This window comes from Rhizobium sp. P40RR-XXII (assembly GCF_012641405.1).
Lineage (GTDB): Bacteria > Pseudomonadota > Alphaproteobacteria > Rhizobiales > Rhizobiaceae > Rhizobium.
In genome coordinates, this window is the sequence record NZ_JABAII010000029.1 from 1 (window position 1) to 16,656 (window position 16,656).

Consider the following 16,656-nt stretch of genomic DNA (forward strand, 5'->3'; position numbering starts at 1 on the left):
GACCAACAAGCCGCACCTGCAATTTAGGAGCATCTTCATCCATGATTTGGTGTCCACCTATTTTTTGGTGGACACTTCATGCCTCAGAGCGCTGCGCCTCAAAAGGCGCACCGAAATTCGCGCTTACATATCGAGCGCCTCGCCCGCCACTTGGCGCGCCTCTTCGAGCCGGTTGCTTCGGACGCCGGCCACCGGCTTTGCCCCAATTTCGCGGAGATACTGGATCGCAGCCCGACCAACCGCACCAAGCGCGCCTGAAACCAGGACGCGGTCACCTGCTTTGACGTGAAGAGCATCGACCGACTGCCGCCCGGTTAAGCCCGCTTTCGGCAACGCGGCGCCTTGTTCGAAGGTCAGATTTGACGGAAGTTTGGCGATCGCCGTGATAGGAACCACGCCATATTCGGCATGAGCGCCCTTGCCGTTGTGAGCGAAGTCGGCAATGACGCGATCGCCGACCGCGATCCCGGTTACGCCTGTACCAAGCTCGACAACGGTGCCGGCAGCATCGGTGCCTAGTACTGCGGGAAGCTCCAACGGAATGAACTGGGCTGCATAGCCTTGACGGATGATAAGGTCAAAGTGGTTGACTGCGGACGCTTCGATCTTGACCAGGACTTCACCGGCTTGCGGCTGGGGCATGGGGATCTCCTCGATCACCAATTGATCGATATCGCCATAGGACTTCAGGCGGACAGCTTTCATGGGTCGGCACCTTCTTGTTCGTTAACTTCAAAATATGTTGGGAGACAGTTTATGTGTCCCTCCCGGGCGATATATAGCCGTCACCGGCGCCAGCGATCTTTGTCAGTTTTCGGTCGCAAGCGAGGCCTAAGGCAGGCATGGAGGATCGTCGACAATCATTCCGACCTTAGGCAATTTTCAACGCCACCTGGATAAGGAAGCTCTTCCCCGGCCGAGGTAGTTAGGTTCTTTCTGGCGAAAACTTATGCCCGTCCGGAAATCGGCGTCCCAATTTTGGAAGGACGCAGGAGATTGTCGAGCGCCCAGGCACCAGCGCCGGCCGAGGCAACGTAGAGGAATACAAAGCAAAATATGATCGCTAGCTCGCCCATATTCAGGGCTGGCCAAAAGCCCTGTGGAGCATGGGCCATAAAGTAGGCGGCAGCCATCTCGCCAGAAGCAATGAAGGCTGCGACACGTGTGAAATATCCAACAGTCATCAGCAATCCGGTGACCACTTCAATCGCACCGGCGATGAGCATGATGGCCGGCAGCGGATAGGGTACGCCAGGTATCGCCGCTGGGAACTGGAAGAACTTCATCGTGGCATGTTCGAGAAACAGCAGTGCGGTCACGATCCTCAAGATGGCGAGGATATACGGCGTCCACTTATTGGTATTTGGCATGGTATTTTCCTTGTTTTCTGGTTGTATCGTCAAGCAGCGGCGGCCTTCAGCTCGACATTCTCTTCCCAGAGATTCAGCATCGGCTTGAGGGCACCTTCGATATAATTTCCGAGCACTGGCAGCCCTGCTGGGTCCCGCCCCGATTTCGCTGCCAGAAACGCTATGATGTCATCGGACTCTGCAATGTAGCGCCCGTCTTCAAGCTGAGCGGCAGGGAAGCTTACCTTAGCAAGGTGCGGGCTGAGTTCGGCACGGACATCCTCTTCCTGCTTTGATCCAGGCACGAAGTCGCGGATCTCAACTGCCTCCATCATGCCCGCTTCGAGCAAGTACAGCCGCACCTTCAGGCAGAATGGGCAGTTATGCTTGAAGTAGACGACGGGTTTAAATGTGGTTTTGGTCATTGCACTACTCCATGGCTTGGGACCGGGACATTGCCGAAGCGGAAGCTCGATGCGGTGAGCCCGCCCGCGAAATTGGTCTGATGGTAGGTAACGGCGCCGGGCTCATCTCTTGCCGCGCCGACGGCGACCAGCAGTGGGATGAGATGGTCTTCCTTTGGATGTGCGGCCCGGGCGAATGGGGCTCGCTCCCATTCGAGTAACCGCTCGGCGCGATCGTAGGGCGATGAATGGATCAACGTCTGCTGGAGCCAGGCATCGAATCGGCGGGACGCCTCATGCCCGCTACTGCCGCGTATTTCCCTTAGATTGTGATAACTTAGACCGCTGCCGATAATCAGCACGCCCTCGTCGCGCAGAGGTGCCAGTGCTCGCCCGGCCTCAAGATGCAAGGCCGGATCGTAGCTAGTGTCCAGAGAAAGTTGAACGACAGGGATGTCTTCATCAGGATAGAGCGGCTTCATGATGCTAAAAGTGCCGTGATCGAAACCGCGAGCCGGATCAAGCCCTGCCTTGAGGCCACGGACCTTCAGAAGTTCTTGGATGCGCTTTGCAAGCGCGGGTGAGCCCGGTGCGCGATATTTGATATGATAGAGGTCTTCAGAAAAGCCTTGGTAGTCGTAGACCATCCCCGGGCTGGCGCCGGATGAAATGGCAAAGCCCTGCTCCTCCCAATGACCGGAAATCACGAGGATGGCCTTTGGTACGTCGCCAAGTTCGACCTTCATTTCGACCAGCGACCGCTCAAGCTTGTCGAAGTTGCGACGGAAGTCACCGGTCATATATGGCCATGGGCCGCCACCATGACTGACGAAGTAGGTCGGAAGGCGAAACGCCGTCATTATCTTTTATCCTCGGAAACATGCCGGTGACGCGAACGCGAAATCGCCGTGAACGTCCTCAATTCGCACTGTCCAAACCAAAATGAATGTTTCAGAAATGTTGATCAACGTGCCTTTTGTTGAAAGAACATCTCCTATAAGTTGATGATCATGGATACGTTGACGAGCCTACGGGTCTTTTGCGCTGTGGCGGAACTGAAGAGCTTTACGGCCGCAGCCGATCGTCTTGGCCTCTCGCCAGCAATGGCGAGCAAGCACGTGCTGCATTTGGAGAACCGGCTTGGGACTAGACTGCTCAACCGGACGAGCCGCCACGTCAGCGTGACCGAAACCGGGATGCTCTATTTCAGTCAGGCCCGACAGACGCTGGACGGACTGGACGAGGTGGAAGCCGCAGTCAGCAACGTCGCGGTGACGCCCCGTGGAACGCTAAAGCTCAGCGCTCCGGTCTGGGTTGCAAATACCCTCGTCGCCCGAATGTTTGCCGAATATCATCAGCGCTACCCCGAGGTGTGTCTCGACATGGATTTCAGCGGCCGGATCGTTAATCTCGTCGATGAGGGCTTCGACCTCGCCCTGCGAGCAACGGCACCCGAAAGACTCGATCCTGGTCTCATCGCACGCCCGCTGACGAAAATCGTTTTTCACGCGGTAGGCTCGCCCACCTATCTGGCGCGCACCGGACGACCGGCGAAACTGACCGATCTCAACGGACATTCCTTGCTGCAATACAGCGGCATGAATTCGAACGGTAGTTTAGCCTTCGATGGTCCACAGGGTCGGGAAACGGTGAAATTCCGGACCGTGATGCAAAGCGAGAACGAGACCATGCTGCACATGGCAGCGCTCGAGGGCATGGGACTTGTCTTTCTGCCGGCGTTGATGATTCAGCCGGACACCGCCGAAGGACGACTGGAGATGGTGCTGCCGGAGGCACTGAACTTCAGCACAACGCTATACGCCGTCTATCCCAGCCGGAAATATCTTTCCGCCAAGGTGCGCACCTTCATAGACTTCCTTTCTTCGCGACAAGACCTCTGTGCCGAACTTGGAAAAAGCTCGTGACGGCATAGTCGTATTGCCGGCGGCCTTGCCTGATCTTGTTAGCAAACAATCAGGTTCTGTCGCAAACTTTCGAAATCGATGCCAAGTTAGAGATTGATAGAGTGCGCGATGAGGCTTTTGCGGATGACAAAGCAGGATGCGGCCCGGAGGTTGCCCGTCATCTTGTAAATCTGGGCGGCCTTGGTACGTCCCATAGAGTGGTGCCCTATGCATTGGTCTCCAGACGGGCGGCTCCTTGGTAAGGGAGCAACATGACAGGTGAATTACATTGCGTAAGTTAAGTTGGTTTGCAGTAGCTCGTGGCAATAGGTTGAACGCGCCGGCTAGCAACTCAGCGAGACGATGCGTGTGGCAATGGCGATGTTCGACCCGGCCCTGATGTCCTGTGGGGACGGCTGCCAGAACTGGTAACAGACAAGCTGCTTGCAGGCTGCCCAGTCGAGGCGTCCCGACTGAGGCCCCGCGTCGGGACAATTGGTGCGGCCTGCATTCCGTTCTTTGCCCCACTCTTTTCCGCCCTCGTCGCAGACGATGGCAGTCCTTACCTCAACGGTCGCAAGCCCAAGTCCCGACCTTAAAAATCGATTGCCCCCTACCTCTCTTAAGGAGGTTCGCGGAGCGCTCAGGCGCGACTTGGCACCTGCAGAGGTCGCGACGTCGCTTGATTACGGACCAGCCGCCGCTTTGCAGCCTCAAATAACCAGCTTGAGGTGGCTCGATAAAACCAGACCCGCCGCGCCACGCAGAGCCGTATGGCCTTCGCCGACACCATTCACCGTGATCGAAATCTCCTGACCGGGTCTCTTCACCACAAGCTGCTCGACATGTTGCCTGATCAGCTCCGCAGCCCTCATGCCGCCTCCGGCGACGTCACCATGAAGGACGTAGGAGTTGAGGCACAGTGTTTGCTGCAGATTGACGATGCCGAACGCAACATTGCGTGTGTAGCGGTCGAGCAGCTCATCTGCCGCGTTTGAGCCCTCGTCTGCTTCCTTGACAAGCCGAGCACAGGTGATGCTTTTGGGATGCGGCAAGCCCATTCGGGCGGCTTCTTTTCGCAGCCAGGGAAGGGCAGCAACGGTCTCCCAGCAACCATGCTTTCCGCAATTGCAAAGGGCACCATCGATCTGCACCACGCTGTGACCAAGCTCGCCGCCGGATCCGGCAAGTCCACGGTAGACCTTACCGTCGATGAAGAAGGCTCCCCCGAGAACCTCACCGGTATAGACCGCTGCGAAGTTTTGTTGGCCGCGACCCGGCCCGAACCATCTATCCCCAACAAGCAAGGCACGGGGGTGATGATCGATGACAACCGGAAGAGAGAAGCGTTTTTGTAATATGGCCACAAGGGGAAGGCCCGTCAGGACGGGAGCAAGGTTCACGGTAAGAATGGTCCCATTGTCACTATCGATCATTCCCGCCGATGCCACGCCGATGCCAAACGGCGCCTGCTGGGCCTCAGACAGTGTAGCAGTAAGCGTCTTTGTCATGACCGCGATGAATGCCTTTGTGTCGCCAACCGGATCAAACTCTGCTTTTGTGACAGCCTTGATTTCACCGGTTAGCGCGACGAGGCAGGCTTGTATTGTGCCGGGCAGAAGGAGGACAGCGCCAAGCATCGGTGCGTCGGGGTTGAAATAAAGCGGACGAGCGGGCTTGCCGCCTTTGACATCGGAAGGCGATGCATCTCCCTCGACAAGAAGCTGGTCTTCGATCATTGGCTGCACAATACCGGTAATGGTTGTCCGGTTGACGCCTGCAAGGCGGGCGAGATCCGCCCGGCTTTTGGGCCCGTTATCGTATAAGGCTTGCAGGACGCGACCGCGGTTGATGGCGCCAAGTGCCGATTGCGAGACAAGCGTCACGTTGCCGCCATTCTCGCCGGCAGCGACTTCTCTGCTGGCGGGGGTGCGCTGACCCAACGAATAGGACGGCTGGCTCTCAAATTTCAATTTTTATCTCCAATCTGCTTGATCCTTTGTAGCCTGTACATTCTCGAACGACCAGACAGCATGAGGCGTTTCAAGTGACGCCAGCAGGATGGCCGGCGCGCGTCGCGGTAAAGCGGAATTTTCACTGAACGACTTCTTGACACTATCATAAGTTTGTGCGAGGTACAAACTAACTGCTGACAAAAGCAAATTAGGGGTAACAATCTCGGTATCAATAGCGGAAGCCTAAGGGCTACGCTGAACGGCCGGAATTGGATTACAAATCAACTGAGGAGGCTCTTATGACAATCGATATCGGAAATATGTCGCGACGTGACCTGCTGAAGAGCGCTTCAGTCGCAGCTCTTGTAGCTGGCGCAGGTTCACTGGCCATTCCGCGCAGAGGCGCTGCCCAGGATGCGAACACGGTTCGCGTCCTGTCAGTTGAAGACCCATTCTTTTTCTCAATGAAGGCGCTGGTGCCAGAATACGAGAAGGAAACAGGCATCAAGGTGGAACTGGAGAGCCTCTCCTATGACGCGCTTCAATCGCGCCTCGTCTCCGCCTTCGTCGCCAAGACCTCAGACGCCGACGTCATCGTTGTCGATCAGATGTGGCTTGGGCAGTACCTGGACAATGGCTGGATCATCTCGCTGAACAATTTCATTGCCAAGGACAACGAATTCGACCTCTCAGACTTCATCCCGGAGGTGCTTTATTCCTCGAACATGTGGCGCGGTCAGGTCGGTACATTGCCGGTCGCCGCATATGCGCAGGGGGTTATGTACCGCAAGGACGTCTTTGACGAACTCGGCATCGCAGCACCGCCGACAAAGACTTCGGAAGAGTGGACCTGGACGAAATACGTCGACACCCTCAAGTCAATTGAAGGCAAATCTTTTGGCGGCAAGCCGCTCTTCCCAACCGTCGTTTGCGGCTCCCAACCGTCACCGATCGTGCACATGTTTACGCAGGTATCGGCAAGCCACGGCGCGAACTGGTTCAAGTCGTTCCCAGCGGCTCCGTGGGATTTCTCCCCGCAGCTGACAAGTCCCGCCTGGATCAAGTCTGTCGAAGTCTACAGGCAGCTGTACAAGCTGTCTCCGCCTGAAGCGATCAACTATGTCTGGTTCGACGCCGGCACCCGTTTCGCCAAGGGCGACATCGGGATGTTCTACTGGTGGACGCCTTACTTCTATCTGATCAAGAACTCCGGCTACATGACCGGCAAGAAGTCGGGCGTCATGGACAAGTACGCGACGGCGGCCTTGCCGAAAGCCGAGGGCGTCCCTCAGACGGTCAGCCTCGGCGGCTGGAGCCTCGGGATCCCGTCGAGCTCGGAAAGACAAGATGCTGGCTACGCCTTCATCAAATGGGCAACCTCTAAGGCCACGCAGAAGAAAATGGCTCTTTGGCCGGACCTTAACTACCAGTTTTCCGACTTTGCACGCGCTTCGCTTTATGAAGACGAGGAAGTCCGGGCGATCTATCCTTACCTTGATGTGCAGTATGCGATGATGAAACAGGGCAATGGCAAGGTCACGCGGCCGCCTGTACCAGGTTACACAGCCGTCGAAAGCGTGCTCGGGCTCACATTGAACCAGCTTCTGACCGGCAACGAAGAGCCGAAGACCGGTCTTGAGCGCGCCAACAGTCTGTTCGAGAGCATCCTTAAGGGCAATCTGATGATTCCTTATCAGAAGGATAGCTATGCAGATACGCTTGATGGAGCCAAAGCCCTGATGGCCAAGAAGTAATAGAGTTCTCCTCGCGCCGGCGCGACAGCGATCGCGCCGGCAACCATGTGAAGAAGAACTGGATCTGGCTATGCACACGACAATTGTTCGCTCGCCGCGAGCCCTCGGGCCTGCCCGGAAGAGCTTTATCCGCCGAAATCTACCATACTTGCTGATCGCACCTTCGGTCGTGATGCTGCTCGCTCTGATCGCATACCCCTTGCTGTTTGCCCTGAGATCGAGCTTCTATTTCTGGAATCTGCAAATCGGCCCGGAGCCGCTCCAGTTCGTTGGCTTTGAGAATTATGTGCAGGCGTTTAACGCCTTTGACTTTCGCGCCGCGCTCACCAACACGCTGATCCTGTCGATCCTTGGTACGGCACTTGAGTTCACATTTGGCCTGGCGATCGCGCTCATCCTGCTCAAGGCGCTGCCCGGCATGAATATCGTGCGGGCCCTGCTGATCCTCCCCACCACGATCGCGCCTATCGTCGTCGGCTTTTTGTTCCGCTACCTCTATGATCCTGGCGGCGGATTGCTGAGCTGGGTGTTGCAGTCGCTCTGGCTTCCCGTTCCCGCGGAAGGAATTCTTGGCTCGCCATCAACAGCGCTTGCGGCCATCCTTTTCGTCGACATCTGGCAATGGACGCCATTCTTTGCGATCGTTCTCTACGCAAGCCTCCTGGCCGTCCCCGACGAAATCTTAGAGGCCGCACGACTAGATCGGGCGTCTGCATGGACGATTCTGATGAGAATCAAACTGCCGCTGATCAAGCGCACAGCCATTATCATCGTCATGCTGCGCTTTATGCAAATCTTCAACACCTTCGACACGGTTCTTGTGCTGACGCGTGGCGGACCCGGAACCTCCACGCGTACCCTTGGATACTCGCTCTACGAACAGGGCCTCGTGAACTTCAACATCGGCCTTGTCAGCGCAATGACCTGGATCACTGTCCTGATCGTCAACGTGATCGTTGCCCTCTACGTCTTCTTCGCGTTCCGAAATGAGGAGTGGTAAAATGTCCCGTCGCCACACGAGCTTCAACACGGCGCTGACCTATGCTGCGGGCCTCCTCTTCCTGGCGATCTTCGTCGGTCCTATCCTGTGGTTCATCGCCCTTGCTATCAGGCCGGCCGAGACGGCATTCACGATGCCGCCGCAAATTACCTTCGAGCCCAATCTCGACGCATTCCGGCACATCCTCGTTGATCCCGGCACCAACGCGCCGCAACTCGTTAACAGCCTGATCGTCGCAGTTGGCGCTGTGTTGCTCAATCTGCCATTTTCCGTTCCAGCTGCCTACGCCTTGTCCCGTTTCAAGCTTCGCGGCAAGAAGAACATTATGTTGTGGTACCTCGGCTTGCTGATGGCGCCGCCGGTCGCGTTCCTGATCCCGTATTTCATCCTCATCACGCGCATCGGCCTCCAGGGTTCCTACTTCTCCATGATCCTGGTTCTGCAGACGCTGACGATCCCGTTTTCGGTCTGGTTGATGAAGAGTTTCATCGACGAAGTGCCAGTGGAACTGGAGGAAGCCGCCCGGGTCGACGGTGCGCGCTGGTACACGATCATGTTGCGTATCACGCTGCCGATCGTTCGTCCCGGCATTATTGTCACCTCAATGTTCGCCTTTGTGTTCGCGTGGAACAACGCGGCTTTCCCGCTCGTGCTGAGCTCGCGCTCCACCGCCACCCTTCCTATCGGAACACTTGGATACTTCGCGACAAGCGGAGTGACGTGGAACTACATCGCGGCCGCGGCAGTGCTCGCGATGATACCGCCGATGATCATCTTCCTTGTTTTCGATCGATATGTCGTTCGGGGCCTTACCTTTGGATCGGTGAAGGGCTGAGCTTTCCCTTTATAAATGGAGTAAAATGCAATGAGCAAACTGCGAATGGGTGTCATCGGCGCCGGTCTTTGGGGCGGCAATCATGCCCATACCTTTAATGTTTTGCCGGAGACCGAGCTGGTCGGCGTCTGCGACCTGGATGAGGGCAGGGCGCAGAAGATGAAGGAAAGCTTTAGGGCCACACATTCCTTCACCGACTACCACAAGCTGATCTCAAGCGATCAGATCGACGCCATCTCGGTCGCGACGCCGGACTTTACTCATACGCCGATTATTCTCGCGGCTCTGAGAGCCGATAAACACGTGTTGAGCGAAAAGCCACTTGCGACGACCGTGAGTGAAGCCGAGGAGATTGCGGCAGCGGCTTCAAAGTCCAAGGGCAAGCTGATGATTGATTTTCACAACCGTGTGAATCCGATTCTCGTCCAGGTGCGCGACGTGATCCAGAACGGACAGATCGGCCTGGCCAAGCACGGCACCGCGCGTCTGTCGAACACGACGTTCGTTCCATTCGAAATGCTAAGCTGGGCTGCGAAGTCATCCGCACTCTGGTTTTTGGGTAGCCACCTGGTCGATGTCCTGCGTTTCATTCTCGCCGACGAGGTCGCGCGTGTTTATTCCGTCGCCCGCTCGGGGACGCTGTCGGCCGGCGGCGTGGATACGAAGGATTTCCATGTATCGGTCCTTGAATTTTCCAAGGGCACGGTCGTGACAATGGAGAACAGCTGGATCCTCTCGCGCGACAATCCTTCGCTCGTTGATTTCAAGATCGAGTTTGTTGGTGAAAAAGGCCAGGTCCAGGCGGACCCCACCCATAACGGCGGCCTGCGCAGAATTGGCGACGGAGGACTGAAATACAATGACTATATCGGCATAACGCCAACCGGTGCGACGCGTATCGGCGGGTTTGTCCTGGAATCCATTGCTCGGTTTGTCGATAGCGTGGTGCGCGACGCACCGCTGCTGGCGGATGCACAGGATGGCCTGGCGAACACTAAGATCCTAGCGGCGATCGAACAATCCGTCGCGAGCGGCAAGCCTGTAAACATCGGCTAAAGCCGAAAGCAAAGGCGCGGGGCATATCCGTACGACAGTGCGGCTTGCCTCGCCGGACAATGCAGGGAGTAGATTAAAATGGCGTCCATGACCTTTGATGGGATCGGCAAGACCTTTCCGGACGGAACCGTTGCTGTTGCAAATGTGAGTTTTTCGGTCGCGGACGGAGAATTCGTCGTGTTGGTCGGCCCATCGGGTTGCGGTAAGTCGACATTATTGCGGATGGCAGCGGGCCTTGAAACGCTGAACAGCGGCCGGCTGCTCATGGATGACGCTGACGTCACCGAGACGGAGTCCCAGGACCGGGATATCGCCATGGTTTTCCAGAACTATGCGCTTTACCCTCATATGACCGTTTACGACAACATGGCCTTCGGTCTTCAGCAGCGGAAAATGCCCAAGGAAAAGATCGACAAGCTGGTCCGCGACGCAGCTGAGATGCTCGATCTCACGCGGTATCTAGAGCGCAAGCCCGGGGCACTGTCCGGTGGTCAACGCCAGCGCGTGGCGATGGGCCGGGCGATTGTTCGCCACCCCTTGGCGTTCCTGATGGATGAACCTCTTTCCAACCTGGATGCCAAGCTCCGCGTGCAGATGCGCGGCGAACTGAAGCTGCTCAACCAGCGGCTCGGCGTAACGACACTCTACGTAACGCATGATCAGGTCGAGGCCATGACCATGGGCGATCGTGTGGCTGTGCTGAAGCCGGTGTTAAATGGACAGGAGAGCAATCTTCAGCAGATCGACACCCCGCAGATGCTCTACGACAAGCCCGCCAACCTCTTCGTTGCTGGCTTCATCGGCTCGCCCGCTATGAACTTCGTGCGCGTCGCGCTGACGGCGGACGCCGGGTCGCTCAAAGCTACGGTTACTGGAACGACGACATCCTTCTCCGTCCCCGCCAAGGCGGCACTTTCGGAGTATATTGGCCGACAGGTGATCGTTGGAATTCGCCCGGAGATGTTCCAGGTTTGCCCCGAGTCCGAAGCTTTGTTCAACCAGCAGGTCCCAGTTGCCGAAGCGCTTGGAGCCGACACTTTCGTCTTTTTCGACATCGCGTCACCGCCGGTCAACATAAACGATGCCGAAGATACCGAAGACTTTCCAAATAAAGGTACGAACCGATTGGTGGCGCGGATCCCACCGGCGCTGACACCGCGCCCCAATCAACATCTGCCACTAACTGTCGATCTGGAGAAGTTGCACTGGTTCGATCCGGTAACTGGAATTGCAATCCGCGACTGACGGGCTATTCGCCAAACAAGAGGTTCAACATTTCTCCTGCCCTCCCAGGCAACTTGGCTGTCGTCGAATACGAGGTCGGCGGCAGCCATTTTTTTCTTAGGCTTTCAAATTATCAGAACCTGAACACCCATGCACCGTGACTGAGACCGAGCTTAGAGGAGTGGCTTGTGAAACATGTTTCCATTGTCGGGAAGTTCTTTGTCATCATGGCTGTCTTTGGTGTCGTGGCGCTCGGCCTGACGTTCTATCAGAGTCGGCAGATGCTCAAGGTAAACGACAGCTACCAGGGGCTTCTCGACAGGGATGCATCGGCAGCGCTTCGCTTGACACAATCGAACCGAAGTCTTGAGACAGCGCGCGCCAGCATCAGCGACATGGTGACGGCGCGGTCGAAAGAGGCAAGGGCGCGCGCAGAAGCTGGCCTGAATGACGCGAGAGAGAACTTCGTCAGGTTCATGGATCTGGCCGTCCAGGCAGTTCCAGAGCAGAGCGAACTGCCGAAGTTGAAGGCGGATGGATTCTCTGTCCTGACCGACACGTGTGGTGCAGCGATCGCCGTGGCCCGCGGCGCGACCAGTGAAGCCGAGCTTACCATGGTGCAGCAACTCTATCTCACTTTGTGTCAACCCGCTTTCGCGGCCATTTCACCGAGATTTACGTCCGTGACGGAAAAACTCGCGTCGGACGCAGAGCAAAAGCGTGCTGATGTTTTACGCGTCGTCCGTGACACCTCAGTGCTGAGTTTGGGAGCAGCCTTTTCGGCACTGCTCTCCGTTTCATGCTTTGGTTTCCTCGCGGTTCGCTCCTGGTTGGTCAAACCGATCAGGCAGATCGTTTCGACGATGAAGGTCATTGCCGACGGCGATCTGACGTCGTCCGTTGAGGGAACGATCCGCCGTGACGAGATCGGATCTATGGCCCGCGCAGTGCAAATCTTCAAGGATAACGAGTTACGGACACGGGATCTCGAAAAGGATGTAGAGGCCAGTCGTGGCGCAAACGAGATCGAACGTGCGCGCATCGCCGAGACCGAGCGCCAGCGGGCACATGATATGGCGGAGGCTACGGCCGAGCTGGCTGAGGGCCTGAAGCAACTCGCTGGCGGCAACCTCGTGTTCAAGCTCGACGACGATTTCGCTGAGGATTTCGAACCGTTGCGCGCAAACTTCAATGCTGCCGTTACCCAACTTGCTGAAGGTTTAAGAGCCGTGTCCGACGCCACCGGATCAATCGATGACGGCGCGCAGGAAATTAGTTTGAGCGCGCAGGACCTCTCCCGGCGGACTGAGCATCAGGCCGCTTCTCTGGAGCAGACTGCTGCCGCTCTGGATCAGATCACCCAAAACATCGCCAACTCCAGCACGCGCACCGCGGAGGCTCGACACGTTGCGATCGAGGCGAACAAGTCGGCGCGTCACTCTGGAGAAGTAGTTTCCAGCGCTGTCGCGGCGATGCAGCGCATCGAGCACTCATCCTCCCAGATATCGACTATTGTCGGTGTGATCGACGAAATCGCGTTTCAGACCAATCTTCTGGCCCTCAACGCGGGCGTTGAGGCAGCACGGTCCGGTGAGGCCGGAAAAGGTTTCGCGGTCGTTGCCCACGAGGTACGCGAGCTTGCTCAACGCTCGGCGCACGCTGCAAAAGAGATCAAGGATCTTATCCTAAATTCGGTCGAAGAGGTCAGCAATGGTGTCAACCTGGTCCGCGATACCGGAGATACGCTCAAGATCATCGAGAAACAAATTGTGCTGATCAACACGCAACTCGATGCCGTTACGGCTGCTTCCAACGAGCAGTCGGTAACCCTTTCCGAGGTCAACCGGACAGTCAATCAAATGGATCAGGTTACGCAGCAAAATGCAGCGATGGCCGAAGAATCCACGGCTGCAAGCACAACACTTGCCATCGAGGCAAAACGGTTGCGCGGGATTGTTTCGGAGTTTAAAATTGACCCGAGTGCCATGATTGATGGTCGGCAAACCGTTGATACAGATCCGGAGTCAGCGCCTTCACCAGCTCATGCGATGCTAACACAGGTTGCGCAAAGACTTGGGATCGCAGCAGACGTTTCAACAGCGGAACGCTGTCGGTCGTGAATACGGTACAGGAGTCCAAGTAGTCTTTGGGGTGTGGGCCGTTTAGGCAACTAGTATCCAGCCTGCAGCTTTGGGCAAATCCTGCCTCAATCGACGGCATGCTATTATGGGCGGGTTGCTCCCCCTATGAGGACTGCCCTTGAATATGTCGCGATGCCACTCGGCTTTCACCGCGTGTGCGCTGTGTGGTTTCATGCGGCCTACGAGCGCGCTACGCGCCATGCGATAACTTCTCACGATCTACACGTTTCGTGTGTCGTCAAATTTGCGATCAGCACGAAAATCGCTATTAGTGACGCTTGAATGGCTGATTTCGAAGAAGCCGTCGTCCTCTCTTCTTCCGTTGCGTCGCCATCGCTAGCCCGGATGCGAGGGCTTGCGATCTAGCAGCGGCCTCGTGTTATCTTTCCAACTTTTGTGTTGACATAAGTTATAAATATCTCATACCTTATGCCTCGTGCCGAAAGGCACACGCGAAATATGGGAGGAGAACAAGATGAATTCTTTGAGCGTGATCCGTACGCCGGCTACTCGCGCGTTGCTGCACGGAGCTGCCCTCGTCGCCATGGGTTTTTGTTGGGCCGTTCCGGCCTTCGCCGACGATGTCATCCGCATCGTTTCGCCTTACCAGACGACGACTTTGGATCCGATGCGTTCCGCGGCGGCCGGCAATATCGAAACCTACGGCCAGCTCTATTCACGCCTGCTGCGACGCAATTCCGAGACCGGTGCGCTGGAGCCGGGGCTTGCCGAAAAATGGGATATTTCTAAAGACGGCAAGACCTACACGTTCCATCTGCGCGATGCGCAGTTCTCGGATGGTTCGGCAATCACGGCCGACGACGTGGCCTTCAGCCTCGAGCGCATCCGGAGCGGCAAGAAATCGGCCTATCCGGCGCCGCTCGGCGCGGTGGACGCGGTGGCGGCAGTTGATCCGAAGACCGTTGTGGTCACGCTCAAGTCGGCTTTCGCGCCGTTCCTCGGCAACGCCGAAATCTGGAACATGGGCATCGTCTCCAAGGCGGATGTCGAGAAGCGCGGCGAAGAGGAAGCCTTCGCCACGGTTCCGGTCACATCCGGCCCCTATGAGGTCAAACAGTGGAAGCCGAATGAAAGGCTTATTCTCGAACCCAACCCGCATTACTGGCGCAAAGGCTATCCGAAGTCGGACGCGACGGTCGAACTGATCGAGGTTGCTTCACCCGAAACCCGCATCGCCATGCTCAAAGCCGGCGAGATTGATGCCGTGCGGGCGGTGCCGTGGGCGCAGATCGATGAGCTGAAGACCGTCGAGACCATCGATTTGCGGCTCGAGCCCTCGACGACCATCTACATGACCCTGCTCAACCACAAGCGTGAGCCCTTCTCCGATTTGAAGGCCCGGCAGGCGGCCGGCATGGCTATCGACAACAAGGCGATGGCCAAGGCCATCACGCGCGGTTACGCCGAGCCGGCAAACACCACGTTGCCGGGCAGTGTCGACTTCCATGACAAGGATTATCCGGGCATCCCGTACGACCCGGCCAAGGCGAAGGAACTGCTGGCCGAGTCCGGCATGGCGGGGCGCGAGGTCAAGATCCTGGCAACCGCCGACGCGCCGTCGCAGCAGACGGCGCTGCTCATCCAGGCACAATGGCAGGCCATCGGTCTGAAGCCCGTCATCGTCAATGTCGATAGCGGCGCCTGGTGGGATGCCACCGGCAAGGGCGACTACGATGCCGCGGCCAACTGGTGGTACAACGAGACGCCCGATCCCGATCTCGCCGTACGCTGGGCGGTGTGCGGAAGCTGCGGCTCCAACTCCTACAACACCTTCTATACGAACCCGAAGGTAGACGCGCTCGTCGAACAGGGCACCAAGGAGGTCGACCTGACCAAGCGCGCGGAGATCTACAAGGAGATCCAAAAGATCACCACCGAAGAGGTTGCGCAGATCCCGCTCTACTACGCGCCGAATGCGGTCGCCTATTCCAAGCGCCTGCAAGGCCTCAAGCTGACGCCTTCGCTGCAATGGACCCTGGAAGAGACGTCCATCGGCCAGTGAGCCGCCTCAAGCGCCCCCCGAAAGAAGGGCGCGCTCTTGACGCTCGAACCGGAGAATCGGATTGTCCCTTCTGCACCTCATTGCGCGGCGTCTGCTGCAATTGATCGGCGTGCTCGCTGGCATCAGCCTCGTGACGTTTCTCCTCGTACACATGGCCCCCGGCGATCCCGCGCGGCTTCTGGCCGGGGACCGGGCAAGCCCCGAGACCATCGCGGCGATCCGCGCGCAATACGGGCTCGACCTGCCGCTCTGGCGCCAGTTCCTGGCCTATCTTGCCAACCTCGTTTCGGGTGATATCGGCCTGTCCCTGCGCTTCCAGCGGCCGGTAAGCCAGCTTATCGGACAGTTCATGTGGCCGACGCTGTTCCTGACCGGCTACGTGCTGTGCCTCGCCATCCCGCCGACGGTCGCCCTTGCCATCCTCGCGGCACGCCGTCCTGGCGGCATCGTCGACCAGATCATTCGCCTGGTGGGGATTGCCGGCCTAACCATTCCTGTGTTCTGGCTGGGCATCATGATGTCGCGCTTCTTCGGCGTCAGCCTCGGCTGGTTCCCTGTCTCCGGCTATGGCGCGGGGTTCACCGGCCATCTTCATCACCTCTTCCTGCCGGCGTTGTCGACGGCCATCTGGCTGGTCCCGGTTCTGACGCAGAGCCTGCGCGCTGCACTCATCGAAAAGACGACGGCGGACTTTGTCACCGCGGCGCGGGCGCAGGGTGCCACGGAGCGGCAGATTTTTTGGCAGACCATGTTGCCGAACGCCGTGCTACCGACGCTCAACCTGCTCGGTGTCATGGTGGCCTTTATGATCGGCGGCGCCATTATCGTCGAAACCGTTTATGCAGTGCCCGGCCTCGGCACGCTGATGGTCAATGCGCTTCTGGGGCGCGACTACTACGTCGTGCAGGGGCTGACGCTAATCTTTGCGGTCTCGACGGTTCTGATCACCCTGATGGTGGACCTGCTCACCGCCTTTATCGATCCGCGCGTCCGGCTTTGAGGAGATCGCAC

Annotated in this window: 14 protein-coding genes; 9 read left to right on the top strand and 5 right to left on the bottom strand. The window is 57.6% G+C overall.

Going from position 1 to position 16,656, the window contains the following annotated elements:
• Positions 1 to 123: 123 nt before the first annotated feature.
• The 4 genes from HGP16_RS31995 to HGP16_RS32010 all read right to left on the bottom strand — a co-directional run bounded on the left by HGP16_RS31995 (position 124) and on the right by HGP16_RS32010 (position 2,613).
• Positions 124 to 705: an NADP-dependent oxidoreductase gene (locus HGP16_RS31995; RefSeq protein WP_168843961.1), complete on the bottom strand. Its 582-nt coding sequence runs from the start codon at positions 703 to 705 to the stop codon at positions 124 to 126.
• A gap of 242 nt (positions 706 to 947) precedes the next feature.
• Positions 948 to 1,370 carry a DoxX family protein gene (locus HGP16_RS32000; protein ID WP_168843990.1) on the bottom strand — a complete coding sequence of 141 codons (423 nt, stop codon included), beginning with the start codon at positions 1,368 to 1,370 and terminating at the stop codon, positions 948 to 950.
• Between the two features lie 29 nt (positions 1,371 to 1,399).
• Entirely contained in the window at positions 1,400 to 1,774 is a 375-nt protein-coding gene (locus HGP16_RS32005; RefSeq protein WP_168843962.1) for a glutathione S-transferase N-terminal domain-containing protein, read from the bottom strand.
• Positions 1,771 to 2,613, bottom strand: a complete 843-nt coding sequence (locus HGP16_RS32010) for a class III extradiol ring-cleavage dioxygenase (protein ID WP_168843963.1) — start codon at positions 2,611 to 2,613, stop codon at positions 1,771 to 1,773. Before HGP16_RS32010 ends, HGP16_RS32005 begins: the two co-directional genes overlap by 4 nt.
• A 150-nt stretch (positions 2,614 to 2,763) precedes the next feature.
• Here HGP16_RS32010 and HGP16_RS32015 point away from each other — a divergent pair, with 150 nt between their 5' ends.
• Complete coding sequence (locus tag HGP16_RS32015; RefSeq protein ID WP_168843991.1) at positions 2,764 to 3,678, top strand: LysR family transcriptional regulator; 915 nt, start codon at positions 2,764 to 2,766, stop codon at positions 3,676 to 3,678.
• 692 nt (positions 3,679 to 4,370) lie between these two features.
• On the opposite strand, the gene HGP16_RS32020 is transcribed toward HGP16_RS32015, so the two are convergent.
• The gene (locus tag HGP16_RS32020; RefSeq protein ID WP_168843964.1) at positions 4,371 to 5,630 is read right to left on the bottom strand and encodes an ROK family transcriptional regulator; all 1,260 of its coding nucleotides are present in this window, start codon (positions 5,628 to 5,630) and stop codon (positions 4,371 to 4,373) included.
• A gap of 281 nt (positions 5,631 to 5,911) precedes the next feature.
• Here HGP16_RS32020 and HGP16_RS32025 point away from each other — a divergent pair, with 281 nt between their 5' ends.
• The 8 genes from HGP16_RS32025 (at position 5,912) to HGP16_RS32060 (ending at position 16,645) form a co-directional block, all read left to right on the top strand.
• Positions 5,912 to 7,366, top strand: coding sequence for an ABC transporter substrate-binding protein (locus HGP16_RS32025; protein WP_168843965.1), 1,455 nt, complete (start codon positions 5,912 to 5,914; stop codon positions 7,364 to 7,366).
• Positions 7,367 to 7,436: 70 nt separating this feature from the next.
• Positions 7,437 to 8,366, top strand: a complete 930-nt coding sequence (locus HGP16_RS32030) for a carbohydrate ABC transporter permease (protein ID WP_168843966.1) — start codon at positions 7,437 to 7,439, stop codon at positions 8,364 to 8,366.
• A gap of 1 nt (position 8,367) precedes the next feature.
• Entirely contained in the window at positions 8,368 to 9,201 is an 834-nt protein-coding gene (locus HGP16_RS32035; RefSeq protein WP_168843967.1) for a carbohydrate ABC transporter permease, read from the top strand.
• Between the two features lie 30 nt (positions 9,202 to 9,231).
• Positions 9,232 to 10,257, top strand: a complete 1,026-nt coding sequence (locus HGP16_RS32040; protein WP_168843968.1) for a Gfo/Idh/MocA family protein — start codon at positions 9,232 to 9,234, stop codon at positions 10,255 to 10,257.
• A 78-nt stretch (positions 10,258 to 10,335) separates the two neighbouring features.
• Complete coding sequence (locus tag HGP16_RS32045; RefSeq protein WP_168843969.1) at positions 10,336 to 11,502, top strand: ABC transporter ATP-binding protein; 1,167 nt, start codon at positions 10,336 to 10,338, stop codon at positions 11,500 to 11,502.
• Positions 11,503 to 11,669: 167 nt separating this feature from the next.
• On the top strand, positions 11,670 to 13,601 hold the full coding sequence (locus HGP16_RS32050) for a methyl-accepting chemotaxis protein (RefSeq protein ID WP_168843970.1): 1,932 nt from the start codon (positions 11,670 to 11,672) through the stop codon (positions 13,599 to 13,601).
• Positions 13,602 to 14,097: 496 nt separating this feature from the next.
• Positions 14,098 to 15,645, top strand: coding sequence for an ABC transporter substrate-binding protein (locus HGP16_RS32055; RefSeq protein WP_168843971.1), 1,548 nt, complete (start codon positions 14,098 to 14,100; stop codon positions 15,643 to 15,645).
• A 61-nt stretch (positions 15,646 to 15,706) separates the two neighbouring features.
• The gene (locus tag HGP16_RS32060; protein ID WP_168843972.1) at positions 15,707 to 16,645 is read left to right on the top strand and encodes an ABC transporter permease; all 939 of its coding nucleotides are present in this window, start codon (positions 15,707 to 15,709) and stop codon (positions 16,643 to 16,645) included.
• The last annotated feature ends 11 nt before the right edge of the window (positions 16,646 to 16,656 follow it).